The sequence below is a fragment of the Chryseobacterium sp. BGA-UO-ETr-SB22 genome (assembly GCF_059567885.1).
In genome coordinates, this window is record NZ_JCAQOV010000005.1 from 3,475,002 (window position 1) to 3,500,329 (window position 25,328).

Annotated in this window: 18 protein-coding genes; 4 read left to right on the top strand and 14 right to left on the bottom strand. The window is 37.0% G+C overall.

Annotated features, from left to right (window positions below):
- Positions 1-83 precede the first annotated feature (83 nt).
- The 3 genes from hutG to hutI are packed head-to-tail and all read right to left on the bottom strand — an operon-like array spanning position 84 to position 2,647.
- Positions 84-998 (bottom strand): formimidoylglutamase, encoded by a 915-nt coding sequence (hutG, locus tag AC57AW_RS23190; protein ID WP_496353747.1) that lies wholly within the window; start codon positions 996-998, stop codon positions 84-86.
- 9 nt (positions 999-1,007) lie between these two features.
- Positions 1,008-1,409: a hypothetical protein gene (locus AC57AW_RS23195; protein ID WP_496353748.1), complete on the bottom strand. Its 402-nt coding sequence runs from the start codon at positions 1,407-1,409 to the stop codon at positions 1,008-1,010.
- Positions 1,410-1,423: 14 nt separating this feature from the next.
- Positions 1,424-2,647, bottom strand: a complete 1,224-nt coding sequence (gene hutI, locus AC57AW_RS23200; protein WP_496353749.1) for an imidazolonepropionase — start codon at positions 2,645-2,647, stop codon at positions 1,424-1,426.
- Between the two features lie 259 nt (positions 2,648-2,906).
- Here hutI and ruvB point away from each other — a divergent pair, with 259 nt between their 5' ends.
- The 4 genes from ruvB (at position 2,907) to coaE (ending at position 6,337) form a co-directional block, all read left to right on the top strand.
- Positions 2,907-3,929 carry a Holliday junction branch migration DNA helicase RuvB gene (gene ruvB / locus AC57AW_RS23205; RefSeq protein WP_496353750.1) on the top strand — a complete coding sequence of 341 codons (1,023 nt, stop codon included), beginning with the start codon at positions 2,907-2,909 and terminating at the stop codon, positions 3,927-3,929.
- A 277-nt stretch (positions 3,930-4,206) separates the two neighbouring features.
- Positions 4,207-4,818: an FMN-binding negative transcriptional regulator gene (locus AC57AW_RS23210; protein WP_496353751.1), complete on the top strand. Its 612-nt coding sequence runs from the start codon at positions 4,207-4,209 to the stop codon at positions 4,816-4,818.
- A gap of 13 nt (positions 4,819-4,831) precedes the next feature.
- Entirely contained in the window at positions 4,832-5,698 is an 867-nt protein-coding gene (locus AC57AW_RS23215) for an MBL fold metallo-hydrolase (protein ID WP_318846389.1), read from the top strand.
- 9 nt (positions 5,699-5,707) lie between these two features.
- Positions 5,708-6,337 (top strand): dephospho-CoA kinase, encoded by a 630-nt coding sequence (gene coaE / locus AC57AW_RS23220; protein ID WP_496353752.1) that lies wholly within the window; start codon positions 5,708-5,710, stop codon positions 6,335-6,337.
- 67 nt (positions 6,338-6,404) lie between these two features.
- Here coaE and AC57AW_RS23225 read toward each other — a convergent pair whose 3' ends face one another.
- The 11 genes from AC57AW_RS23225 to AC57AW_RS23275 form a co-directional block, all read right to left on the bottom strand.
- The gene (locus AC57AW_RS23225) at positions 6,405-8,840 is read right to left on the bottom strand and encodes a fibronectin type III domain-containing protein (protein WP_496353753.1); all 2,436 of its coding nucleotides are present in this window, start codon (positions 8,838-8,840) and stop codon (positions 6,405-6,407) included.
- A complete protein-coding gene (locus tag AC57AW_RS23230) occupies positions 8,841-9,011 on the bottom strand; it encodes a hypothetical protein (RefSeq protein WP_496353755.1) in 171 nt (56 codons plus the stop codon).
- A 348-nt stretch (positions 9,012-9,359) separates the two neighbouring features.
- Entirely contained in the window at positions 9,360-13,790 is a 4,431-nt protein-coding gene (locus AC57AW_RS23235) for a GEVED domain-containing protein (protein ID WP_496353756.1), read from the bottom strand.
- 167 nt (positions 13,791-13,957) lie between these two features.
- Positions 13,958-16,981 carry a reprolysin-like metallopeptidase gene (locus AC57AW_RS23240; RefSeq protein ID WP_496353757.1) on the bottom strand — a complete coding sequence of 1,008 codons (3,024 nt, stop codon included), beginning with the start codon at positions 16,979-16,981 and terminating at the stop codon, positions 13,958-13,960.
- Positions 16,982-17,161: 180 nt separating this feature from the next.
- The gene (locus tag AC57AW_RS23245; RefSeq protein ID WP_496353758.1) at positions 17,162-17,827 is read right to left on the bottom strand and encodes a DUF6048 family protein; all 666 of its coding nucleotides are present in this window, start codon (positions 17,825-17,827) and stop codon (positions 17,162-17,164) included.
- Entirely contained in the window at positions 17,793-18,266 is a 474-nt protein-coding gene (locus tag AC57AW_RS23250) for a DUF6452 family protein (protein WP_496353759.1), read from the bottom strand. The genes AC57AW_RS23245 and AC57AW_RS23250 overlap by 35 nt, the downstream gene beginning before the upstream one ends.
- Before the next feature lie 31 nt (positions 18,267-18,297).
- Entirely contained in the window at positions 18,298-19,704 is a 1,407-nt protein-coding gene (gene rlmD / locus AC57AW_RS23255) for a 23S rRNA (uracil(1939)-C(5))-methyltransferase RlmD (protein ID WP_496353760.1), read from the bottom strand.
- A gap of 160 nt (positions 19,705-19,864) precedes the next feature.
- The gene (locus AC57AW_RS23260) at positions 19,865-21,409 is read right to left on the bottom strand and encodes a TlpA family protein disulfide reductase (RefSeq protein ID WP_318846380.1); all 1,545 of its coding nucleotides are present in this window, start codon (positions 21,407-21,409) and stop codon (positions 19,865-19,867) included.
- Positions 21,410-21,718: 309 nt separating this feature from the next.
- Complete coding sequence (locus AC57AW_RS23265) at positions 21,719-22,486, bottom strand: succinate dehydrogenase/fumarate reductase iron-sulfur subunit (protein WP_106914501.1); 768 nt, start codon at positions 22,484-22,486, stop codon at positions 21,719-21,721.
- 24 nt (positions 22,487-22,510) lie between these two features.
- A complete protein-coding gene (locus AC57AW_RS23270) occupies positions 22,511-24,523 on the bottom strand; it encodes a fumarate reductase/succinate dehydrogenase flavoprotein subunit (RefSeq protein WP_496353761.1) in 2,013 nt (670 codons plus the stop codon).
- Positions 24,524-24,538: 15 nt separating this feature from the next.
- Positions 24,539-25,201 (bottom strand): succinate dehydrogenase cytochrome b subunit, encoded by a 663-nt coding sequence (locus tag AC57AW_RS23275; protein WP_318846378.1) that lies wholly within the window; start codon positions 25,199-25,201, stop codon positions 24,539-24,541.
- Positions 25,202-25,328: the final 127 nt, after the last annotated feature.

A 25,328-nucleotide genomic window follows, 5' to 3' on the forward strand; every position in this document is an offset into this window, starting at 1 on the left:
AAGCACGGTGAAATTAGCAAATTTCATTCCTTAAAGGGTCAATAAAATAATGATTTTCTCTATCGGAAGAATATAGCTTTATCTTAAATCATTAGCCATTCATTCACAAGACATGATGCCAGTCTTGCGGTCCGGTCCTGGATATCGAAAGAAGGATTAACTTCTGCCACATCCATTGCAACCAATTTTTTATTTTTTAAGATATGTCTGTAAAAATGCATAAACGTAGGATCCGCAAAGATTCCATTATACGCTGCAGCCGAAACGCCGGGAGCGATTGATGCATTAAAGACATCCATACATATCGTAAGATAGGCATAATCGACAGTATCCAGCAATTCATCAATACGCTGGTAGATGGATGGAAGATTTTCAAAAAACAATTCATCGGCCAGGATATATTTCATTCCATACTGGTGAGCGGTATCAAAAAGCTTCAGTGTATTGGAGTTTCTCTGAATCCCAATATGCAGCGAGTTGATAGGACCTTCCTGAGCAATCTGCCAAAATCCGGTACCTGAGCTTGCCCCTACTCCTTTTTCCGGCTGTCTGTTATCAAAATGGGCATCAAGATTAACAATCCCTATTTTTTGCTCCGGAAAAGCGGTTTTAACGCCTAAATAATGAGCGTAAGTAACTTCATGGCCTCCGCCCAAAACAAGAGACTTCCCTCCTTTTAAAAGTACTTTTGAAACATTTTTGGCAAGATTATTCTGCGTATTTTCCAAATTGCCATCGTCACAGGTAACATTCCCAAAATCCAGCATTGAAAAATCAGGAAGAATGACAGGAAAATTAGACATATTTTTCCTGATGACATCAGGAGCATCCTTAGCTCCCTGACGGCCTTTGTTTCGCCTTACTCCTTCATCTACAGCAAAACCATGCAGTACAAAGTCATCCATTGCGATATTATCGTAATTGCGTTCTTCTTTTACTCTTTGAAATATTCTGTGATGGAGAAGTTCTTCTCCGTCTAATCTGCCTTGCCAAATCATAATCTAAAATTATTCTCTAAACCTGCCTCTTATTGTAGGTATAAGTGTTCTAAAAAATAAAACTGTAAATATTACTAAAGCTCCTCCCAATTTGAATTGCATGCTTCTGTTTTCATAACTATAATAAAAAGTCACAATACCCAATGCTACAATAGCTATTAAGTAAAATATGGAATAAAGATATCCTCCTCTATTTTCGTACTTAAATTCCCCTCCGTTTGCCGTAAACATTTCGTCAAGCATGCTGTTGGCTACATTGGCTTCCACCTTTCTAATATCAGAAGTCAAATTCTTCATAATAAAATCCTTTTTTGTTCCGGACTTTACTGCATTCAATGCATATTCAATATTTTTTTCAGGAACACCTAGAGAGACATACTTTTCTTTAATCTCGTCAAATGTAATTTTCATGGTTGTGTTTTTAATTAGCTTTTATTGCCATCAATATAAACAAGTTCAGCTTTTAAGCTTCCCTGATTATACAGCACATTCTGGAAATTATTCGTTTTAAAAGTAACAAAATCTGCCTTTTTTCCTGCTTCCAGCTGTCCTCTATCCTCCATATTAAGTGCATAAGCGGCACGGAAAGTCATTCCGGCCAACACTTCAGCAGTGGTTAGTTTCTGGAAAGTCGCTAAAATAGAAGCCTGGGTAATTAAATTTCCCATTGGAGCTGATCCTGGATTCCAGTCACTTGCAATAGCTACAATAGCTCCTGCATCTAATAATTTTCTTGCGGGCGTAAATTTTTCGCCCAGTCCTAAACTTGCTCCGGGAAGTGCTGTTGCTACCGTATCAGACTTAGCCAAAAATTCAATATCCTCATCAATGGTTGCTTCCAGATGATCTGCTGACTTTGCTCCCACCTCTACTGCTATTCTTGAACTTCCCGGCGTAAACTGGTCTGCATGAACGGTAATCTCAAAACCTAATGCTTTTGCTTTAAGTAAGAACTCTTTACTCTCTTCAGGCTGGAATGCAGACTTTTCAATAAAAATATCTACTCTGTTGGCCAGCTTTTCTTCTTTTACTTTTGGTAAAATTTCAGTAATGATATAGTCAAGATATTCAGGGTTACTCCCTTCAAAGTCTCTAGGCTTTAAATGTGCCGAAAGACAGGTAGGAACCAAAGTAGCCTTAGTTGCGTTCTGAGCTTTTTTAATAATTCTAAGCATTTTCAGCTCGTTTTCCAGATCTAAACCGTAACCGCTCTTCACTTCAATGGTCGTAATTCCTAAATCAATCAAAAAGTTGATTCTTTCCACTAAAGTTTCCAATAATTCTTCTTCTGAAGCATTTCTTGTATGCTGTACGGAACTCCAGATTCCACCGCCGCTTTCAGCAATTTCCAGATAGGTTTTCCCTGCATTACGCATGGCAAAATCATTGGCACGGTTTCCTCCGAAACAGATATGGGTATGTGAATCTACAAAAGCAGGAAGAACAATCTGCTCTCCCTGGATATGTTCGATTTCTATGGTAGGATTTTCTGTTTTTAATGTTTCAAAATTTCCAACTTCCTGAATAGTATTCTGATCTACAACAATTCCTCCGTCTATAATAATTTCAAGTTGTTCATCGGAAAGTTTTCCTCTTAATGGTAAGTTAGCAAGTGTTACAACCTGCTTAAATGGTCCTATTAATTTCATTAGTTTAAAGTTAATGCTTATGTTTAGTTTGAGACTGATTTATTCATCATCAGCACTTGTCTGCTAAACAATCAAAATTTTAATAATTTTTATCAATAATTTCTCCTCTCAAAAATACTCAAAATATCCCAATTATTTAAATCTTAGCCGTTCTCATTTTTAACCATAGCCTAAACTCAGTGTCAATCTTAACCTTTTCTCAATCTGCCCTTCAACCTTAGTCTAAATTTGCTATCTTTGAGGTAAATGAAATGAATTAATGCCAGATTTTTTACATCCAGATAAGGAAAACTACTCACACGAGGAGCTGATGCAGGAAGAACAGATCCGTCCCCAGAGCTTTAAAGATTTTGCGGGACAGAGAAAAACGCTGGAGAACCTTGATGTTTTCGTTACCGCTGCTAAAAGACGTGGCGGTGCACTAGATCATGTCTTATTACACGGTCCTCCAGGTCTTGGAAAAACAACTTTAGCTAACATTATTGCTAATGAACTTGGGGTAAACTGTAAGATTACTTCCGGCCCTGTATTGGACAAACCTGGAAGTTTAGCCGGTTTGCTGACCAATCTGGAAGAAAATGATGTTCTTTTCATTGATGAAATTCACCGTCTGTCTCCTATTGTAGAGGAATATCTTTACTCTGCCATGGAGGATTACAAAATTGACATCATGCTGGAGACTGGTCCTAATGCCAGAAGTGTACAGATCGGGCTGAATCCTTTTACCCTAGTAGGTGCTACTACAAGAAGCGGAATGCTTACCAAACCCATGCTTGCCCGATTCGGGATTCAAAGCAGACTGGAATATTATTCTATTGAACTTTTGTCAATGATTATCCAGCGAAGTGCAAGAGTTTTGGGAGTTGTTATTTATGAAGATGCAGCGATAGAAATTGCAAGAAGAAGCCGTGGGACACCAAGGATTGCGAATGCATTATTAAGAAGGGTGCGTGATTTCGCGGAGATTAAAGGGAATGGTGAAATTGAGATCAAGATCACAAAATATGCGCTGGATTCTCTAAATGTGGATGAATTCGGGTTGGATGAAATGGACAATAAGATCATGCGTGTTATGATTGAAAATTTTAAAGGAAAACCGGTTGGTATTTCTGCTCTGGCCACATCTATTGCTGAAAATCCTGAAACACTGGAAGAGGTTTATGAACCGTTTTTAATCCAGGAAGGATTTATCATCAGAACTCCAAGAGGACGAGAAGTTACCGATAAGGCTTATAAACATTTGAATATTACAAGACCTAAAAACCCTGGCGAGCTTTTCTAGTATGAAATCGTTATTAACAAGTCAAAAGTTCACTCCGATACATATTTTTTGTATCCTGATATTTATTGTTTCTATTTTTAAATATAGTGTGAATTTAGATTTTGAAGGAGGATGGCTTTTTATGCTTATACTCTCTTTTTGTTTAATACTATCTTTATTAGTAATAGATTTTTGTTTTCAACTGATTCTTAAAGAAAAGAAAATATTTTTAGTTGCAAATTGTGTGACTATAGCTATAACATTATTTTTAATTTATCTATTCTTCAATATTTAAAGAATGTTCATACCCAAATTATACAGAAGCGAAGATTACAATTTGATGAGAGAGATTATCAAAGAAAATTCTTTTGCTTTACTCATTTCTTCTGTGGATAAGATAAGAGCCACTCATTCTATGATGATGCTGAATGAAGATGATCCGGAAAATGCTTATATTGAAACTCATATTTCGAGAGTGAATCCACAGGCAAAAACCTTAAAAAACGGAGATGAAGTGCTTTGTGATTTTTTAGGAGCTCACACCTATATTTCCAGCAGCTGGTATGATCATATTAATGTCTCCACCTGGAATTATGAGGCGGTACAGATCTACGGAAAGATTGAACTGATGAATCATGACGAGCTTTATGCTCATTTGGACAAACTTACCTCCAAATATGAAAAATCTCAGCAATGTCCAATGATGGTGAAGGATATGGGAAAAGAGTTTGTGGAAAAGGAGATGAAGGGTGCTTTTGGTATTAAAATAATTCCTACCGAAATATTTATCAAACAAAAACTTTCTCAGAACAGAAAAGAGGCTGATTTTAATAATATTATCACTCAACTTGAACAATCTGATGATAACGCAAAAAAGATTGCGGAGAAAATGAAAGTAATAAAGAAATAATCAAAATATACATATGAAGTTATATCCAATACAATGTGGAAAATTTAAACTGGACGGCGGTGCTATGTTCGGAGTCGTCCCGAAGAGTCTGTGGGAAAAAACAAACCCAGCAGACGAAAAAAACCTAATCGAGCTGGGAACCCGTTCTCTGCTTATTGAAGACGGAAAAAAACTCATCCTTGTAGACTGCGGTCTTGGTAACAAACAGGACGATAAATTTTTCGGACATTATTCTCTTTGGGGAGATGATACTCTTGATAAAAATCTAAAGAAATACGGTTTTATAAAGGAAGATATTACGGATGTATTCTTTACTCACCTTCACTTCGATCACTGTGGTGGTGCTATAGAATGGAATGATGACAGAACCGGATACAGACCAGCTTTCAAAAATGCTAACTTCTGGACTAATGAAAATCACTGGCAGTGGGCAACAGAACCTAATGCGAGAGAAAAAGCAAGCTTCCTGAAGGAAAATATTATGCCGATACAGGAAAGCGGCCAGCTTAACTTTTTACCTCTTCCTACTACAGGAAACTACGGTTTTGCTCCGGATCTGAAGATGGATGTCATCTTTGTAGACGGGCATACAGAAAAGCAAATGCTTCCGGTAATTCAATATCAGGAAAAAACAGTTGTTTTTGCTGCAGATCTTATTCCTACGGCGGGACATATCAACCCGGTATATGTGATGGGATATGATACCAGACCTCTTTTAACAATGGAAGAGAAAGGAAAGTTCCTGAAGCAGTGTGTAGATAACGAATATTTATTGTTCTTTGAACATGACGCTCATAATGAGCTTGCAAGTCTTAAAATGACCGAAAAAGGAGTAAGACTTGATGAGACATTTAGCTTTAATGATGTTTTTGGATATTAATTTTTAATCATGGAAGAACTACATTCAGAAACACAACAAACTGAACCGGAACCAGCACCCAAGATCATAGGTTTAACAGGTGGAATAGGCTCTGGAAAAACTACAGTTGCCCATTTTATAGAGGAATTCGGATTTCCGGTTTATTATTCCGATGACAGAGCAAAGGCCATCGTCAATGAGAGCGAAGATCTGAAAATAAAGATCAAAGAACTTCTTGGTGAAGAATCTTATGATGAAAATGGATTGTATGACAGAAAATTTGTTGCCAGTAAGGTATTCAACAATAATGATCTGCTCCATCAATTGAATGAGATCATACACCCGGCTGTACGCATTGATTTTGAAAATTGGATCAAGAAGCAAAGCAAATATTTGGTTTTCAAAGAAACTGCATTATTGTTTGAACTAAAACTCAACAGGCAATGTTATAAATCTCTTCTGGTAACTGCTGAGGATAATATCAGGGCTAAAAGAGTAATGGACAGAGATAACAAAACCTACCGTGAGGTAGAAGCTGTCATGGAAAAACAGATGCCTGAAAGGGATAAAATTAAAATGGCAGATTGTATCATCTACAACAATACCAATCTGGAAGAATTAAAAGAACAAACCGAAAAAGTAATCTTTGCTATTGAATAGAAATATTCTTGAAGATTATTTTCTCGCTTAAAAATAAAAAAGCCCTCATTTTCTGAGGGCTTTTGTGTTATTCTTTTATAAATTTCTTTTGTATGGTATTTCCACCATCTTCAATAGAGATCACATATACACTGTTGATCAATTTGCTTACATCAATCTTATTATTCAGTATAATTCCGCCGGATATAAACTGGCCGGATATACTGTATAACTTATAACTAGCCTTTTTACTTATATTTTTTACATAGAGTATCGTACTTACCGGGTTGGGATAAATCATGATACTGGTCTGATCAAGTAAATTAGGCACTTTATTTTTTAAAATTGCTACTTTATAGTCTTCCACTTCCCCGTTTTTGAAGCTTGTACAGTTTACAGGAATACCGTCTCTGGACATGGCTACTCTCATCACTACATACTTATGGTCTGTCATGCTTACAAAGGCATCTGCCGGTACATTGAATTTACCCGAAACAGGACTGTCTGTATTTGGTGGAGAGGTTAATATTCTTTCATTGATATCAAATTCACCATTTCTGTTGAAGTCGATCCATACTGCGATTCCTTCATTATAGGTATTTCCTGTCCACTTCTTCTCAATGATGATTTCATTATCTGTTGATCCCTGGATCATTTCGATGAATGTTTTAGGAACTCCTGTATAATCTGTATATGTTGACGCTCCTGATTCATTCTCCATTGTTTTCTTATCAGAAGGCTTTACTGTAATTTTAGAAATATGCTCATCGGTAGAAATTCTTGAGGTCATCTTACAATAAATGACTGTAGGCGTTGTAAAATAGTATGGAGGAGTATAATTTCCTGGTGTCCCGTTACAGATATTCACTACCTGCATCTCATATTTCGTTAATTCTATAAGACCTGTTAATACAAGATTATTAACTAATGATGGTACTTCTGTCCAACTTGGAATACCCACTTTTCTATATCTAAGAACATATGTTGCTCCTGGGAAAGAATCCCACTGGATTGCTGCTGATGTAGGAAGCAATTGGGTAATCGTCAATCCTGGAGGCGGGATTTCGCAGACTCTCCCTGTTGTAAAGACCTGAGAGGCTGAGTAAGGATTTACAGTAGTGCTTCCAACACATTGACTGGCGATTTGTACTTCATATGTTTTATTGGCACTTAAACCTGTAAGATTAAATGTATTGGCAGGAGGTACTGGCATTGGTACCAGATTCCATGCTGTTGTTCCTACTTCTCTCCATCTCATGATATAGCTAGAACCTGATGAAACCGGTGTCCATGTAATGGATGCGCTTGTTGAAGTAATAGTACTCACTGTTACATTGGGAGGATTAGGATCACATCTTGTTGAAAATTCCGTATGAGCATAATTTCCTGCTGTTCCATTACACACTGCTGCAATCTCAACTTCGTACAATGTAGCAGGTAATAAATTAGCTGCATTAAAAGTATTCATTGCCTGTGGAGGTAAAACAGCTGGCTGGTTGACTACTACCCAATTTAATGTGCCAACAGGTCTGTACCTTATCTGATAGTTTCCTACTCCATTATTGCGGGGCCATTGTACAGAAGCTGAATTATGAGTTATTCCACCCATTGTAAGTACTGGGGGTGTAGCATTACAAGCTAATGTTGTAAAATTTCCACCAGAAACCCAAAGGCTTTTATTAGTACCACATACAGAACGTATCCACCAATAATAAGTTGTATTCGGCAACAATTGGGACACGCTTGCAAAAACAGTACTGGAAGAACCAGTAGATGCTGTACTTTGATTAGGAGGAGTATTTGTTGTTGTCAGATAATACTCATACCCATTGGACGGAGGTAGAGATGGAGCGGTCCAATTCAACTGGGCCGTAGTAGACGTTATTAAAGTTACAGGTGTTGGTGTGGGGATAAAACATCTCCCAAGATAAATATTATCTACACCAGCTGGCGGCTGGGCTCCACCATTATTATTATTCCTCCATTCAAATACCAAACGCATATTGGATCCTGCAAAACTGCTTAAATTCAGATTGGCATTCATATAGGTCTGCCATGTAGATTGCGCATTAAAGCTAGAACCCACCTTCACTCTTCCGGCACCTGCCGTAATTCCTGTGCCTGCTGTCGGAGTAAAAGAAGTTGGTACAAGCCATACTGTAAGATAATCCTGACCGTTTTCTCCCGCTGCTCTCCAATCGAAAGATAATATCGTAGTTGATGTTCCTGCAGGAATAACAATGTCTCTATATGTATGAACAATACTGGAAGCACCGTTATTATAAGCATTTGTACCTCCGTTTGTATTGGAAATATAAATAGCCCGGGAAGGATTTCCTGCGGCATTACCAAAGGTCCATTTATTTGACTGTGTAGAGTTCACAAAAGTAAAATTTCCATTATCAGCACTGAAGTCCTGTTTGTAAGGAAAAGGAGCCGGAACAACAGTAGTACAAGATGCAAGTACTAAAGCAATAATAAGGATACTTAATACCCTCAATACAATAGATTGTCTTGATCTCATTTAGAAAAATTTTACTGTGTCTTTATAAATAGTTCTTGCTTTTACACTCTTTCCATTTGAAATGGTTATATAGATTAGCTGATCAAGATTAGCTGTATTAAACTCCCATTTTTGAATGTTGGGCAGATAATAATATTCAGGTGCTAATAAAGAGAATAGAATTTTTCTCATTGGGATATAAATTGTTTTGATTAATAATAAGATTTGAAAGAAATCAATCTTTACTTCAGTATTCAAAATTATTATTAATTTCATAAAATAAAACTCATTACAATATCACTTCAGCACAACAAGTACTTAATACGTATTATCTGAATTAAAAAATACATGATCTGATAGCAGAAATACTATTTCCTTCTGAAATCTATTTATTTTTATTCGATTTTAAAATTTCAAACTGATCGAAATTTTTTTTACTATTCAAAAAAACATTTATTCTCCATACTTGATTGTGATTTTTAAGCACAAAAAAATAAGCCCCCATTTCTGGAGGCTTATTCTATTTGAAATTTAAATTAATTATTCTTTGATAAATTTCTTCTGAACAGTTTTACCGTTATCATCGATATCGATTACATAAACACCGTTAATCAATCTGCTTACATTGATTTGGTTGTTTAATAAGATACCATCTCCGATTACCTGTCCGGCAGCATTGTAGATCTTATATTTAGCTCTCTTGCTGATATTTTTCACAAACAATATTGAGCTTACCGGGTTAGGATAAATCATGATACCTGTTTGATCAATTGGATTAGCAACGATTGGCTTAGAGATTCTTACTGTATAATCCTCTACTTCTCCGTCTTTGAAGCTTGCACAGTTTACAGGAATACCATCTCTTGACATTGCTACTCTCATTACAACATATTTGTAATCTGTCATACTTACAAACGCATCTGCCGGTACATTGAATTTACCTGAGATAGGACTGTCTGTATTTGGTGGAGAGCTTAATACTCTTTCGTTGATATCAAATTCACCATTTCTGTTGAAGTCGATCCAAACTGCGATTCCTTCGTTATAAGTATTTCCTGTCCACTTCTTCTCAATGATGATCTCATTGTCTGTTGATCCCTGGATCATTTCAATGAATGTTTTAGGAACTCCTGTATAATCTGTATACGTTGATGCTCCTGATTCATTCTCCATTGTTTTCTTACCGGTAGGCTTCACTGTAACTTTAGAAATATGCTCACCTGTAGAACTTCCTGAATGCATCTGACAGTAAATTACTGTAGGAGTTGTGAAGTAATATGGAGGAGTATAATTTCCTGGTGTACCATTACAGATATTTACAACCTGCATTTCATATTTCGTTAATTCTGTAAGACCTGTTAATACAAGGTTATTAACTAATGATGGTACTTCTGTCCAACTTGGAATACCTACTTTTCTATATCTAAGAACATATGTTGCTCCCGGGAAAGGATCCCACTGGATTGCTGCCGATGTAGGAAGTAATTGAGTAATAGTCAATCCTGGAGGCGGAATTTCACAGATTCTTTCTGTTGTAAATACTTTAGGGTTAGAATATGGGTTCAGAGCAGTTTCTCCGTTACACATATTAGCAATCTGTACTTCGTACGTAGTGAATGGCTCTAATGGAGTTACACTACCTAACACATAAGTATTTGCAGGAGCTGCAGGTAAACTGATAAGAGTCCATGCAGTAGTACCTACTTTTCTCCATCTCATTGTATACGTAGAGCTTGCTGCAAGCGGAGCCCATGTAATCAATGCTGTTGTTGGAGTAATGTTCCCTACCGTCACATTCGGAGGAGTAGGATCACATCTTGTTGTGAATGTCTTGATTGGAGTAGCTGTACCAACAATATCCCCACAAATTGCAGCAACTTCAACTTCGTAAGTAGTAGCAGGTGTCAAGTTACTAATTACTAATGGAAGGTTACCTAATTGTGTAGAAGCATATACTGATGTCCAAGGTGTTGTTCCCTGAACTCTATATCTTACTACATAGCTTACTCCTGCTCCTGTAATTGTAACAGTAGCTGTTGTATGAGTAGTAGTAAATGTAGGTGCATTTGGAGTTGCATTGCTACAAGGTCTGATTCTTACTCTGTAGTCTTCCACTTCTCCATCTACTGCATTCTGACACATTACAGGAGCACTTGTACGTTTTAGTACAACTCTCATTGTAGTGGTCAACGGTCCTGTATAAGATGTTGAAGGAACGGCAAACGTAGCAGTAACAGGAGTAGTTGTGTTAGCCGGAGAAATTAAAATTCTCTCAGCATCTGTAAACTGTCCGTTTCTGTCAAAGTCGATCCATGCTGTTACAGCATCATTTCCAGTAGCTCCGGTCCAACCTTTTGCTACAGAGATTTTATTATTTTGAGAATCAACATCTAAAGTAATAAGGGTCTCAGGTGTTGTGTAGCTCGTATAATTAGTCTGTACTGAAGTATTATTCATTGGAGGAACACCAAGGTTCGAAGAGGTAACTGTTACATTCGAAATATGGTCATTCGTTCCGGTACCTGTCATCTGACAGTAAGACAACGGTGGAGTTGTAAACGTTACTGATGATGAGTAAACTCCTGTAGAACCTCCACATGTTGTAGAAACCTGAACTTCATAATTTGTCTGCTCGGTAAGACCAGTAATTCCATAGAAGTTTTGACCTGCTGGCACAGTAGCCGTCTGCCAAACACCTCCAGGAGTAGTTCTCCATCTGATATTATAAGTAGCTCCTACAGTTGCAACCCAAGATACTGTTGCAGTAGTTGCACCAATATTGTTTACTGTAATATTCGTTGGAGGAGCTGTTGAACATGGTTGAGAATCTACAAACTTCACTGCGTAATCTTCTACTTCTCCCTGAGTAAATGTCCCACATTGGGTAGCATTATCAAAATATCTCATTACGACACGCATACGGGTAGGAAGAGTTCCTGTATATACATTTCCACTCGCCACTGTAGGTACAGCAAAAGTTGCCGTTACCGGAGTAGTTGTATTATAAGTAGTATTCAGAATTCTCTCACTTGTTTCAAATGTTCCGTTTCTGTTAAAGTCAACCCAAGCTGAAACTCCATAAGATGTAGGAGAACCCGGCCAGTATTTGTTCACAGAAATTTTATTATTTGCAGAACCTCTTTCAAAAATAACAACTCTTGTAGGGTCTGGTGTATAATCTTTATAGTTATCCGATCCTGAATTACTCAACATGATAGGAGTATTCGTAGGAGTAACGGTTACATTATTAATATATCCACTAGTAGCAGTATTACTTGTAGGACCTGCTGTACAATAAGTAAGAGCTGGAGTTGTAAAGGTTACAGTCGGAGAGAATGCACCTGTAGTACCTCCACAAACAGTAGCTACCTGAACGTCATATGCTGTTTGCTCTAATAACCCTGTAAGCATTTGATTACTTACCAAAGGTGTATTTACAGCAATCTGCTGCCAAGCACCAGAAGGAGAAACTCTGTATCTTACGATATAAGTAGCACCTGTAGTAGATGTCCAAGTAACGTTAGCTGAAGAAGGAGTTACGTTATTCACCTGAATATCAGCTGGTGGAGCTGTAGTACACGCTGATAAATCGATAAGTTTAACAGCATAATCTTCAGTCTCACCATAAGAATACGTTCCACAAGCATTAATAGGGCTGTATTCATTCATTACAACACGCATTCTGGTAGTAAGGTTTCCTGTATAGGCACCACCTCCTGCATTTGGTATATTGAATGTGGCCGTAACCGGCGTTGTTGTATTACTTGGAGAAGTTAATACTCTTTCAGTCGCTTCAAAAACACCATTACGGTTAAAGTCAATCCAAACTCCTGTCAGGAAGCTATATTGATAACCCGGCCATGTTTTTGCTACAGAAACACTAGCAGTACCCCCTCTTACTAAAGTAACTAATCTTGTTGGGTCTGTACTATAATCTGTATAACCACTTTGATTAGAGTTACTTGTCATTGAAGGAGCTCCTTGCGCATTAACTGAAACCTGGCTGATATACCCGTCAATAAAAGTACTTGTAGCAGCTGAATTACAATAAGTAAGTGCAGGAGTTGTAAAGTTTACACTGGAAGAAAATGCTCCCTGAACACCCCCACAGATAGTAGCTACCTGAACTTCATACTGGGTTTGTTCTGTTAATCCGGTAATGAGCTGATTTCCTACCAAAGGTGTAGTTACGTTAATTGTCACCCAAGGTCCTCCGGCTACAGGTCTGTATCGTACTACATACGTAGCTCCTGCAGAAAGGTACCAACCTACATTAGCTGTAGCTGTTGTCAGGTTTGAAACTGTAATATTGGTAGGCGGAGCCGTTGAACAAGCTGGCAGCGGATGGCTTTCCAACTGTATTCTAGGAATATCCGCAAGTCTGTCTTTTGCTGCAGGAGGTGCTGCAGGGTCTGGGTTTGCGGAATCTTCATAATAGATCATCCCTCTGTTTGCTCCTGCATTATAAGATCCCCAAGCCGTACCTGGTGAAGATGCATAACCTGGAGTTTTTTCATTTACAGCAATCACAAGATTGTCTGTCCCGTTCCACAAAAACGGAGTTGCCAATTGAAGAGTTACCCAGTTCCCATTTGTCAGGGTAGGTAAAGTTCCGGCGAAAACCTGGGTCAAAGAATTAAATGGAACCCAGTTTGTAATGGTTGCAAAGTTAGTCTGGGTTGTGTTTCCCATATATACCACCCAATCCTTATATACATCCTGTGAGGTTGCAACGGTGGTGGAATAAAACTTTACAGCTGTGATATAGTTCGACGTACCTATAGCAGTCGTAAGTTCCGCAGCAGTGTAGATCTGCTGGGAATAACTATACCCATAATAGGAACGTATGGGGAGATACACTGAGGTACCCGTTCCTGTCCCGATCTGTCCTGCCTGAGCTGAGACTTTGGATACAAAGCCTGTACATATCAAACAGAGAAACAGAATAAAAGAGGTAAAGAATTTCTTCATAATGTTTTCATTATAATATTAATCATACAAATCTAATCATTTTTCGTTATTAATTTACATGTACATTTAGGTTTTTTTTGTAAAAATCCAATAATATCTCCACTTATGCTTTAAATAAAGAAATCCCCGGGAAAGCCCGGGGATTTGCTAATATATAAAGGTTATCTTTATTTTTTGATGAATTTAGATTTGAATTGCTCAATTCCTTTATCATCTATTGTAATTACATAACCACCTTTAACTAAAGTTGAAACATTTACTTTTCCGTTATTGATATTTCCTCTATCTACTAATTGTCCAGCAGCACTATAGATTTTATAATTAGCTTTATCTGAAACTTTAGTAACATTTAGAATATCACTTACCGGGTTTGGATAAATCTGAATACCATTATTTTTAACAGCAGTTTCAGAAGTAGCAAGGTTACCAGTAATGACTACGTTATAGTCTTCAACCTCTCCGTAATCAAAATTATTTCCACATAGATAATCTGCCGGTAATGATAAACCAGCATTTGTACTACCTACAAAAAATGATACAACTCTCATTCTTAATGGCTGCCCTTCTACTGCATTACTTGGAATTGTAACATTACTTGTTACTACAGTTGGCGATGGAGTAGTCGCTACAGGATAATTCAATACTCTTTCTGTTTCGCTGAAAACACCATCCTTATTAAAATCAATAAATGCTGCTACTGTATCAAAATCAGCAACATCTGGATTACTAGCAGTAACAGACATAGGATAAACATTCCCTTTTGTTAAGTTAATCTGAAGTGCAGTGTTTGTTGTATAGTTTGTATATGTACTGCTTGCTGAAGTATTATTTACATTCGCAAGTGTTACATTGGAAATATACTCATAGTCAGCATTATTCGTACCAGTAGTACAATAAGCAAGTTGTGGTGTAGTGAAGTTTACAGAAGTAGAATATGTTCCTACTGTAGTACCGCAAACCAAAGCTACCTGAATTTCATATTGTGTACCATCTATTAGATTACCTAAGTTGATTGATGGCACTGTAGTATCAGCTTCAGTCCATACTGTTGTACCTACTTTTCTATAACGTACTTTATAAGTCGCTCCAGTATAAGACATCCAAGATGCACTAGCTGAAGATACTGTGATATTACTCACTGCTACATTCGTTGGAGCAGCACTGCTACATGCAGATAGAGGTGCAATACTAAGAGGCCCTACCGCATAGAAAACATTACCAATTGAAGAAATTCTTACTTTAATAGTCTGCCCATTCAATGAAGAAGGGAAAGTAAAGTTTTCAGTTCCGTCATTAGGTGTTGATGCTGATAATACAGTCCAGGTTGTTCCGTTATCTGTAGTATAATCAATTTTTACAGTAGTAACATTATAAGGAGCAGCATTAGTATTTGCAACAATCCATTGAACTGGAGTTGGAGTATTCACATCAGCATATTGGTTAGCTACTCTGAAAGGTCCGTTATCTCCTACAACAATCGTTTGAACTTTAAAAGCTGACTGCTGTTGAGCTACATTAGAGTTATTATCTCTAACAGTTAATGCAAAGTTTGTCGTTCTTGCAACAGTTGATACCGCTTCCCAAGTATTGTTTGCATTATTTAATACTCCATTCATTACAGATGCAAATTTCGGGAAGTATCTTACTGGATTCGTACTTGGAACAGCAGATCTGAACGAAGCTCCCGACATTGTATTTCCTAAGTTAAACTTATTAATAGAAACTGATGCATCATCAACCTCTTCCCAAGAATAAGTCATTGGATCATTTTCAGGATCTGTAGCACCACCTGTTAAAACAAAAGCAGTCCCTTTAGGAATAGTATATGTTGGCAGATCCGTAATTACCGGTGGATTGTTGGTAATTGTAGTTTCTACATCACAAGTTTTTGCAATTAAGTTGGCTTGAATCTGACCAATACTTGCTTTATGGAAGTAAGGATCAGAGTTAGGCTGTACGTCTGTATTAGGACCAGTAATACCTGCATATCCCATAATGGTAGTTCCTGAACCAGGTTCCATGTTTACACCACTTCCTTCAAGATTATGAGAAAAAGTATGGTTACCTCCTAACTGGTGCCCCATCTCATGAGCAACATAGTCGATATCAAAGCTATCACCTGATGGAATTCCATTTGCCGGAGAAGTAAATCCTGAACCTTTTCCTTTAGGAACTGCAGTTGTAGGATTGATACATACACATCCGATACATCCGGCATTTCCTCCACCTCCTGATTTACCGAACAAGTGTCCGATATCATAGTTGACATTTCCTACATTAGCAGTCAAAGCACCCTGTAGTTCTCCATTCCATGCACCTCCCGATCCTGTAGCAGCAGCAGAATATGGATCTGTAGCCGGGTCAATATAAATTACACCTGGAAAATTCTGTAAATTCAAATGCAATGCAAAATCTTTCTCAAAAACTCCGTTTACTCTGGTTAAAGTATTATTAATGGCAACAAGTGCCGGAGCTCTTTTCTGATCATCTGTAGCTGTAGCAGGTACACCAGCAAGCCCCATAAAGTATTGAGTATACTCACCTGTAACAGACATAGCCAATCTCATTGTTCTGTATTTCTTATCAGAACTTTTGTTGAAAGTTGTTGCCTGATTTGAGAATGACTGCCCATTTTTTAATAAAGCATCTATTTGCTTTTTCGCGGCAGGAGATTCTTCTGTAGAACATAAGAATCCACTTTTATCCTTTTTAGTTTTAGGATGAACGGCATAAACTGTTTTATCAGCAGAAGCCGGGTCAATAAATTCATAGTTACCTCCATGGATGATCATCGACTGAAAATCATTAGGAGCAATACTGAATCTTAAATACTTGGTAGGGTCTTCTACACTTGTTCCAACATAAGATCCTAATTCATACTTGTCTGCCAGTTCTTTTACAACTACTGGAAAACTGTATACGTTAAATCTTTCAATCTTCCCGCTCATAGTAGGAAGAGAAATCACTACAGGAGTGGCATTTGTACCCATTTCCTGTGCATTCTTCAGCTGAGATCTCAGTAAGTTCAGGTCTAATTTATAGTACCCGTTACCTCTTACACTAGATTGATCTACTCTAAATCCTGTACTTCTTTTGTTATCGTCTCCTTTTTTAAAGGAAGTTGGCGTCCATTGACCGAACACGGCTCCTCCTATAAAGGTAAACATTAAAGCAGTAAATACTCTTTTCATAAATTAAAACACAATTATAATTTCCGCCAAATATAACTATTTTATAAATCTTATGGATAAAATAAGTTAATATTTTTCAACATAACACACTCATTACCCATATATATTAAAAAAAATACAAACGTTAGACTCGTCTAACGTTTGTATTTTATATATTTTAAAAGTTAAGAAATGCTATTTCTAAAACTTATATGCAATATTCCATGCAAATCCCATATTGAATTTTGAAGAACTTTTTCCGAAGCCTGGAACGATCATTGGAGAAATATCATCCTGCTTGGAAGTATAAACCATGTATCTTGGCTGAAGATTCACATCAATGTAGAAATTTGAAGTAAATAACTGCACTCTGCCCCCCAATGTTCCTTCCAGCCAAAAAGATGACTGGGATGATGAAGGAAAGGCTTCAGAAGAGTTACTTCCTCCAAATCCACGAACAGGGATTGCCATATATTCCTGATTATAAAATGATCCGGCAGCTTTTCCTCCAACATAAAATCCGTTGAATTCATTCTCTGCATCTTTTGCCAGCATATAGAATGCTCCCAACTTCACGAAAGGACCGCTTGCCTTTGCATCATATCCATTCTTCTGATACACATTCTTTTCAAAACCTGCCTCTGCAATAGCATGAAGGTTTCCTTTTATTTTTGAAGAAATAAATCCCTGATACAGTTTTCTGTCAGAAAAGAAACCCGCTCCGGTATTCAGTACATCAAGGCCAACCATAAAATTGGGTTCATATTTCTCCTGAACCTTTTTCTCTGCTTCCTTTTTTTTGTCTTGTGCCCAGCTTATTATTCCTAATAAACTAAAAAGAAAGGTAAAGATTAGTCTTGTCTTCATTCTCTATTTGATTTTGTCCGATTTCCACCTTTTGAACAGGATTCGGAGTTACTAATTCTGAAGTTAAATTCTCGTACGATTTTTTGATTCCGCATCCGGGAGAAACATACGTTGACTTCGTACTATAATTAATCCTTACTTTAGATTCCGCCCCCTTAATGGTAAGTTTAAAATAAACGTCTGTATAAGGCGAGTTGTCTACCCGTAGAGGAATTAACCTGGAATCAATCTTTGCAACTTTACCCAGATCTACCTTCCCTGCTCCATAATCTACTGCTACATAGAGTGTATCCAGAGTTGTCTCTTTTCCATCCTTTGATCTGAAAGCTACCTTCATTCTGGGAGTTCCTTCTCCGCTTTCACAAATATCATCATCTCCTCCACAGGAAAAAAGCATTCCTAAAAAGCAGATCGCTATGAGAAATTTAAAGTACTTCATATTAAGATTTGAAATTCAAATTTAAATAAATTTATTTTTTAATCAGCAATGCAATGTTCTCAACATGGTGTGTCTGTGGGAACATATCCACCGGTAGGATCTTTACTAAAGTATAGTGATCTTTCATCAAAGCAAGGTCTCTCGCCTGTGTTGCTGAGTTACAACTTACATAAACTACTTTTTCCGGTGAAAGCTTTATGATCTGTTCTACCACTTTCTGGTGCATTCCGTCTCTTGGTGGATCTGTAATCAAAACATCTGCTTTTGGATGATTTTCTAAAAACTCATCATTAAAGACGTTTTTCATATCTCCACAATAGAAAGTTGTGTTAGTCAAACCATTCAATTCAGCATGTTCAATTGCTGCATCGATTGCTTCCTGAACAGATTCGATTCCGATAACCTGTTTTGCATTTCTTGCCACATATTGAGCAATCGTTCCAGTCCCTGTATATAAATCGTAAACAACTTCATCGCCTTTTAGATCAGCAAATTCAAGCGTTTTTCTATATAATTCTAAAGCTTGTTTGTAATTGGTCTGAAAGAAAGATTTTGGTCCGATTTTAAATTTCAATCCGTCCATTTCTTCCATAAGGTAACCTTCTCCGAAATACACATTGATATTTAAATCATAAATAGAATCATTCTGTTTAGGATTAATGGCATATACCAATGTTTTTATCTGCGGGAACTGCTCCAACAAATAATCAAAAAGCTGAGTGCGGTTTTCTTTTTCTTCTCTATAAAGCTGGAATAAAACCATCCATTCTCCTTTAGAGTTTTGTCTCATCATTAAAGTTCTCAGGAAACCTTCCTGGTTTTTCACATCAAAGAAATCTAACCCTTTATTCTCAGCAAATTTTTTAACTGCCAAACGAATTGCATTCGAAGGATCTTCCTGAAGGAAGCATTCTTTTAAATCTAAAATCTTGCTCCACATTCCCGGAATATGGAAACCAAGCGCATCTCTGCTTCCGAAGTTTTCTTCAGAACTGATTTCGTATTGAGTCAACCATCTTGCATTAGAAAAAGAAAATTCCATTTTATTTCTGTAGAAATATTGTTCTTCAGCACCTAAAATTGGAACAGTTTCAAAATCTTCAATTCCTCCAATTCTTTTAATATTATTATAAACTTCTTCTTGTTTAAAATCAAGCTGCTTTTCGTAGCTCATATTCTGCCATTTGCAACCACCACAAGTTCCGAAGTGAATACATTTTGGATCAACTCTGAATGGTGATTTTTCAACAATTTCTTTTACTTCAGCCTCAAAATACTTTGACTTTGATTTTTTAACTCTTGCATTTACAACGTCCCCAGGAATCGCCCCGGAAACCAAAACAGTTTTCCCTTCTTCCGTTTTTCCGATAGCTACTCCTTTTGCTCCTGCCGCGAAAAGTTTTATATTTTCAAGAATTACATCTTTCTTCTTTCTCATATCAATTTCTTGTGATGAAGATAGCTTTCTACTCTATACTTCATCTATTTTCTATTTTTTCTAATAAACTATGAAACCTTTCAGTTCCAATTTCGTTTGCAAAAATACAATAAAAAAAACCTTATCCGAAGATAAGGTTTCTATACTGTGTTAAAGTTTATTATTTTGTTGGAGCCGGCTGTGGATTTGCTGGCTGTGGAGCTTGCTGCTGAGCTGCAGAAGGATCAAGCTGCAATTGTGGCTGCATCTGCATATTTGGTTCTGCCTTTGGAGCCGAAAGACCAGTCTGCTTATCCAGAATAGTTACCAATTCCTGCTCACCAAGATTTACAAATGATCTGCTGGCAATTTTACCATCTTTATCAATGATCACAAAGCAAGGTAATTTGAATCCGTATACACCATATTTCTTAGCAATATCAGAGTTTAAACCTCCTTCTCCGTAAACATTTACTCCCTGAACTCCTTTTAAAAGAGAGTTACTGGTTTTAATGAACTGATCTTTTGTATCGTCTACGTTTACAAATACAAAATTCATTTTAGATTTATAGAAGTTGACTACTTCTTTCAATACAGGTACTGTAGCTTCGCTGATATAAGGATTCCATGAAGCGTAGAAGAATAACATATAAGGCTTTCCTTTGTTTTCAGAAAGTTTATAAGCTTTTCCATCTTGTTTTGCTAAAGCTGCTTCCGGAGCGGCATCTCCTATTTTAAGTCCTGTAATAGCTACCTGCATTTTTAACAGGTCACTTTTAATGGTAGCATCTTTAATATCTGAATCAATGATCTTTTTGATTTTATCAATATTTTCAGCCGGAGTTGTAGGATGAATATCCGCCTGAGCCATTACAAATGCCAATAGATAATCTTTTGCAGTCTGAGATAAATCTTTCTTTGTTTTTAAATACTGTGCAAACATCTCAGAAGTTGTAATTCCTGTTTTCCCTTTGCTGTTTGCTTCTGCATACTTCTGAAAATCAGGAGTCATTTTTACAAGAAGATATTGTCTGTAAAGAGGGATTGTTTTCACCATCGCATCTTTATCTGTTTCCAACTGAGTTTCGTAATCTTTAAAAGCTTTAGAAGCCTTGTAAGATGGATTTCCAGACATTGGTCCGTGAGACATTTCATAGTTGGCAAGCAAATTAAGAACAGTCACTTTCACGTCATTTTTCTTCCATTCCAAAAGCGCTTTACTAGGGCTGTTTTTCTTTGCAAGATCATCTACATTTTTATTGATATCTGCTTCTATTTTATGCATACCTTTCAAAAATGCGGCTTCGTCTCCGCCCATCAAGCCTGCTATATTAACTTTAGTACCATAGTCAGCTAAGAACTTTTGAGTTGCTGTAAGAAAATCATTATTCTTCTTAGCATCTCCAGTAATCACGAATTCATTTGGGAAAGTAGTTCCGTTTCCTGAAATATTCACTTTTTGTCCCCCTTCAAGATAAATAAGGTTTTGTCTTCCTGCATAGTTGATCACGTACATCCCATCTTTAGGAGCATCAAAGCTTCCTGAAAAGTTTCCGTCTTTATCTAAACCTATATTAACCAAAGGCAGGGTTCCTACTCCTGAAGCTTCTACAAATTCAATTCTTTCTAATGCTGAGCTTCCAGTAATTTTTCCTTTTACTTCTACTTTTTTTGAACAAGACATCACAAAAACTGTGATGATAAACAATAAAAGATATTTTTTCATTTCAATTTTTAATATTACACAAAAATACGCTTTTTAGGGCTTGTTAATTCACACTAATTATTTTTTTTAAAAAATTTATTATTGCTGTTTAAAAGGGATATTCCAGTTATTTTAACTGATCTCTTTTTGAATAGCAAGCTGTAATTGAATGTTTTAAAAAAACGATTCAACTGCCCTCCAAATATATACTTATTAAATAAAGAATGACTAAAATCCGTCAATAAGTTAACAAACTTTAACAGGGTAATGCCATTCATAAAAAAATCGCCTCCAAAAATGAAGGCGATTTTTTATATATTTGAATCAATTCTATCCTTGATCTACAAGAGCAGACATGTACTCTCTGTTCATTCTTGCAATGTTTTCAAGAGAAATTCCTTTTGGACATTCTACTTCACAAGCACCTGTATTTGAACAGTTTCCGAATCCTTCTTCGTCCATAGCTTTTACCATGTTCAGAACTCTTCGCTTCGCTTCTACTCTACCTTGAGGTAAAAGAGCGTACTGAGAAACTTTCGCTCCTACGAATAACATTGCAGATCCGTTTTTACAAGTAGCCACACAAGCTCCACATCCGATACAAGCCGCAGCATCCATTGCTTTGTCTGCATCTTCTTTAGGAACCGGAATTGCATTAGCATCCAAAGTATTTCCTGAAGTGTTCACCGAAATGAAACCACCTGCAGCCATTACTCTGTCGAATGCGCTTCTGTCTACCATTAAATCTTTAATAACAGGGAAAGCAGCACTTCTCCAAGGTTCAATAACGATTGTTTCACCGTCTTTGAACATTCTCATGTGAAGCTGACACGTTGTAATCCCCGTATCCGGACCGTGCGCTCTACCATTGATGTAAAGAGAACACATTCCGCAGATTCCTTCACGACAGTCGTGATCAAAAGCGATTGGTTCTTTTCCTTCGTTAATGATATTTTCGTTCAAAATATCTAACATTTCCAAAAATGAAGAATCTGTAGAAACATCTGATATTTTGTAGGTCTCAAACTGACCTTTAGTTTTGCTATTTTTTTGTCTCCAAATTTTTAGGGTAAGATGAAGGCCTTTTTTTGCACTCATAATTGTTTATTTATAGGTTGGAGATTATTTGTAACTTCTTGCTTTAACTTCAATGTTTTCGTAGATCAGATCTTCTTTATGCAGAACTTCAGTGGTGATATCATCTGTTTGATATTCCCAAGCTCCAACATATTTAAAGTTAACATCATCTCTTTCTGCTTCTCCTTCTGAGGTAGCATGATCTTCTCTGAAGTGTCCTCCACAAGATTCGTTTCTGTGTAGAGCATCAATAGCCATCAATTGTCCTAGTTCGATAAAATCTGCCACTCTGAATGCTTTTTCAAGCTCAGTGTTCATTCCATCAGCATCACCAGGAACTTTCACGTCTTCCCAGAATTCTTTTTTCACCTGAGCAATTTCAGCAATAGCTTCTTTTAACCCTTCAGGAGTTCTTCCCATCCCCACTTTATTCCACATGATATGTCCTAATTTTTTATGGAAATGATCTACAGAATGTGTTCCTTTATTATTTAAGAAGAAATCTACTTTTCCTTTAATTTCTTTTTCAGCTTCATCAAATGCTGCTGAATTAGTAGGAATTGTTCCCGTTCTGATATCTGCAGAAAGGTAATCTGCAATCGTATAAGGAAGAACGAAATATCCATCTGCCAAACCTTGCATCAATGCAGAAGCACCAAGTCTGTTTGCCCCGTGATCTGAGAAGTTAGCTTCACCGATTACGAAACATCCAGGGATTGTAGACTGAAGGTTATAATCAACCCAAACACCACCCATTGTATAGTGAACTGCAGGATAAATTTTCATTGGAGTTTTGTAAGGATCATCAGCAGTAATTTTTTCGTACATAACGAACAAGTTACCATATTTTTCCTCAATCCAAGATTTTCCTAAATCATAAATCTGCTGATCTGTAGGATTATGAATATGTTTTTCGATAGCGGCTTCTTTACCTTTTTTGATAATCTCTGTTGAGAAATCTAAGTAAACACCTTCTTTCGTTTCATTATTTTCGATTCCGAAACCAGCATCACATCTTTCTTTACCAGCTCTAGATGCAACGTCTCTAGGCACTAAGTTTCCGAATGCAGGATATCTTCTTTCTAAATAATAATCTCTATCTTCTTCTTTAATATTTTCAGGTCTCAATTTACCTTCTCTGATGGCTACAGAATCTGCAATCTTCTTAGGAACCCAGATTCTTCCGGAGTTTCTTAATGATTCAGACATCAAAGTCAGTTTAGACTGCTGTGTTCCGTGAACAGGAATACAAGTCGGGTGAATCTGTACGTAGCAAGGGTTTGCGAAGTAAGCTCCTTTCTTGTGAATTTTCCATGCTGCAGAAACGTTTGATCCCATTGCGTTGGTAGAAAGGAAATATACGTTTCCGTATCCTCCTGAAGCAATTACTACTGCGTGAGCAGAGTGTCTTTCGATCTCACCTGTTACAAGGTTTCTTGCGATGATACCTCTTGCTTTTCCGTCAACAATTACAAGATCCAGCATTTCATGACGGTTGTACATCTTGATTCTTCCTTTACCGATCTGACGGCTCATTGAAGAGTATGCTCCTAATAATAACTGTTGTCCTGTTTGTCCTTTTGCGTAGAAAGTTCTTTTTACCTGAACCCCACCAAATGAACGGTTATCTAGCTGACCGCCGTAATCTCTCCCGAAAGGTACCCCTTGGGAAACACACTGGTCAATAATATTTGCAGAAACTTCAGCTAATCTGTAAACGTTAGCCTCTCTTGCTCTATAGTCACCACCTTTAATGGTATCATAGAATAATCTGTAAGTAGAGTCACCGTCTCCCTGATAGTTCTTCGCTGCGTTGATTCCCCCTTGAGCTGCAATAGAGTGTGCTCTTCTTGGAGAATCCTGGTAGCAGAATGCTTTTACGTTATATCCTTGCTCAGCCAATGTAGCTGCTGCAGAACCTCCTGCCAAACCTGTACCTACAACAATAATATCAATCTTATCTCTGTTGTTTGGTGCAACAAGGTTCATATGGTCTTTATGATTTTTCCATTTGTCCTTTAGAGGACCTCCCGGAATTCTTGAATCTAATTTACTCATACTAGTATAGTGATATTATTGAGTTATAAAATGGTAAACTGCTACGATGATGAATCCTGCAGGGATAAGGATTGAATACCATTTCCCGAAAGCTTTGATCACCGGCGTATATTTTGGATGTCTTGCTCCGATAGACTGGAATGAAGACTGGAATCCGTGAGCTAAGTGTAATCCTAGTAAAACAAAAGAGATTACATACAAAGCCACTCTCCAAAGATCAGCAAACTTCTCATGAAGTTCCGGCCAGAAACGTTCAGCATCAGGAGTCAATCCTTCTACATACTTGTAATTGATTTCATGCAGCCAGAAATCATATAAGTGAAGCGCTAAGAACGCTAAAATAACAGCTCCTGAAATAATCATATTTCTGGACATCCATGAAGAATTCACAGACGCATTGTTAGCTGCATACTTTACCGGACGCGCTTTATTATTCTTGATTTCAAGCACAAATCCCATAATGAAATGGAAAATTACTGCAAAACCAAGAATAGGCTGCATTAAGAACTGCACAAAAGGATTATAGCCCATAAAATCAGATGCTGTATTGAATGCATCCTTATTCAGAACTGATAACAAATTGGTCGTCAAATGCAGTATAAGAAAAATCAGCAAAAATAGAGCTGATAATGCCATCGCATATTTTCTACCTATCGTAGAACTCGTTAAACCTGCCATATAAGTTTAAATTTGAATTTCTACAAAATTAAGAAAGTTTAACAATATCGAAAAGTGAGAAATCTCACAAATAGACAGTTTGTAATCTTTCTAAATAAGAATTCCATGTATTATAAATGCAGGAAAA

What these genes read in the sequence shown, in the direction of transcription:
- hutG (WP_496353747.1), bottom strand. Translation starts at nt 998, where the DNA reads ATGATTTGGCAAGGCAGATTAGACGGAGAAGAACTTCTCCATCACAGA.
- AC57AW_RS23195 (WP_496353748.1), bottom strand. Translation starts at nt 1,409, where the DNA reads ATGAAAATTACATTTGACGAGATTAAAGAAAAGTATGTCTCTCTAGGT.
- hutI (WP_496353749.1), bottom strand. Translation starts at nt 2,647, where the DNA reads ATGAAATTAATAGGACCATTTAAGCAGGTTGTAACACTTGCTAACTTA.
- ruvB (WP_496353750.1), top strand. Translation starts at nt 2,907, where the DNA reads ATGCCAGATTTTTTACATCCAGATAAGGAAAACTACTCACACGAGGAG.
- AC57AW_RS23210 (WP_496353751.1), top strand. Translation starts at nt 4,207, where the DNA reads ATGTTCATACCCAAATTATACAGAAGCGAAGATTACAATTTGATGAGA.
- AC57AW_RS23215 (WP_318846389.1), top strand. Translation starts at nt 4,832, where the DNA reads ATGAAGTTATATCCAATACAATGTGGAAAATTTAAACTGGACGGCGGT.
- coaE (WP_496353752.1), top strand. Translation starts at nt 5,708, where the DNA reads ATGGAAGAACTACATTCAGAAACACAACAAACTGAACCGGAACCAGCA.
- AC57AW_RS23225 (WP_496353753.1), bottom strand. Translation starts at nt 8,840, where the DNA reads ATGAGATCAAGACAATCTATTGTATTGAGGGTATTAAGTATCCTTATT.
- AC57AW_RS23230 (WP_496353755.1), bottom strand. Translation starts at nt 9,011, where the DNA reads ATGAGAAAAATTCTATTCTCTTTATTAGCACCTGAATATTATTATCTG.
- AC57AW_RS23235 (WP_496353756.1), bottom strand. Translation starts at nt 13,790, where the DNA reads ATGAAGAAATTCTTTACCTCTTTTATTCTGTTTCTCTGTTTGATATGT.
- AC57AW_RS23240 (WP_496353757.1), bottom strand. Translation starts at nt 16,981, where the DNA reads ATGAAAAGAGTATTTACTGCTTTAATGTTTACCTTTATAGGAGGAGCC.
- AC57AW_RS23245 (WP_496353758.1), bottom strand. Translation starts at nt 17,827, where the DNA reads ATGAAGACAAGACTAATCTTTACCTTTCTTTTTAGTTTATTAGGAATA.
- AC57AW_RS23250 (WP_496353759.1), bottom strand. Translation starts at nt 18,266, where the DNA reads ATGAAGTACTTTAAATTTCTCATAGCGATCTGCTTTTTAGGAATGCTT.
- rlmD (WP_496353760.1), bottom strand. Translation starts at nt 19,704, where the DNA reads ATGAGAAAGAAGAAAGATGTAATTCTTGAAAATATAAAACTTTTCGCG.
- AC57AW_RS23260 (WP_318846380.1), bottom strand. Translation starts at nt 21,409, where the DNA reads ATGAAAAAATATCTTTTATTGTTTATCATCACAGTTTTTGTGATGTCT.
- AC57AW_RS23265 (WP_106914501.1), bottom strand. Translation starts at nt 22,486, where the DNA reads ATGAGTGCAAAAAAAGGCCTTCATCTTACCCTAAAAATTTGGAGACAA.
- AC57AW_RS23270 (WP_496353761.1), bottom strand. Translation starts at nt 24,523, where the DNA reads ATGAGTAAATTAGATTCAAGAATTCCGGGAGGTCCTCTAAAGGACAAA.
- AC57AW_RS23275 (WP_318846378.1), bottom strand. Translation starts at nt 25,201, where the DNA reads ATGGCAGGTTTAACGAGTTCTACGATAGGTAGAAAATATGCGATGGCA.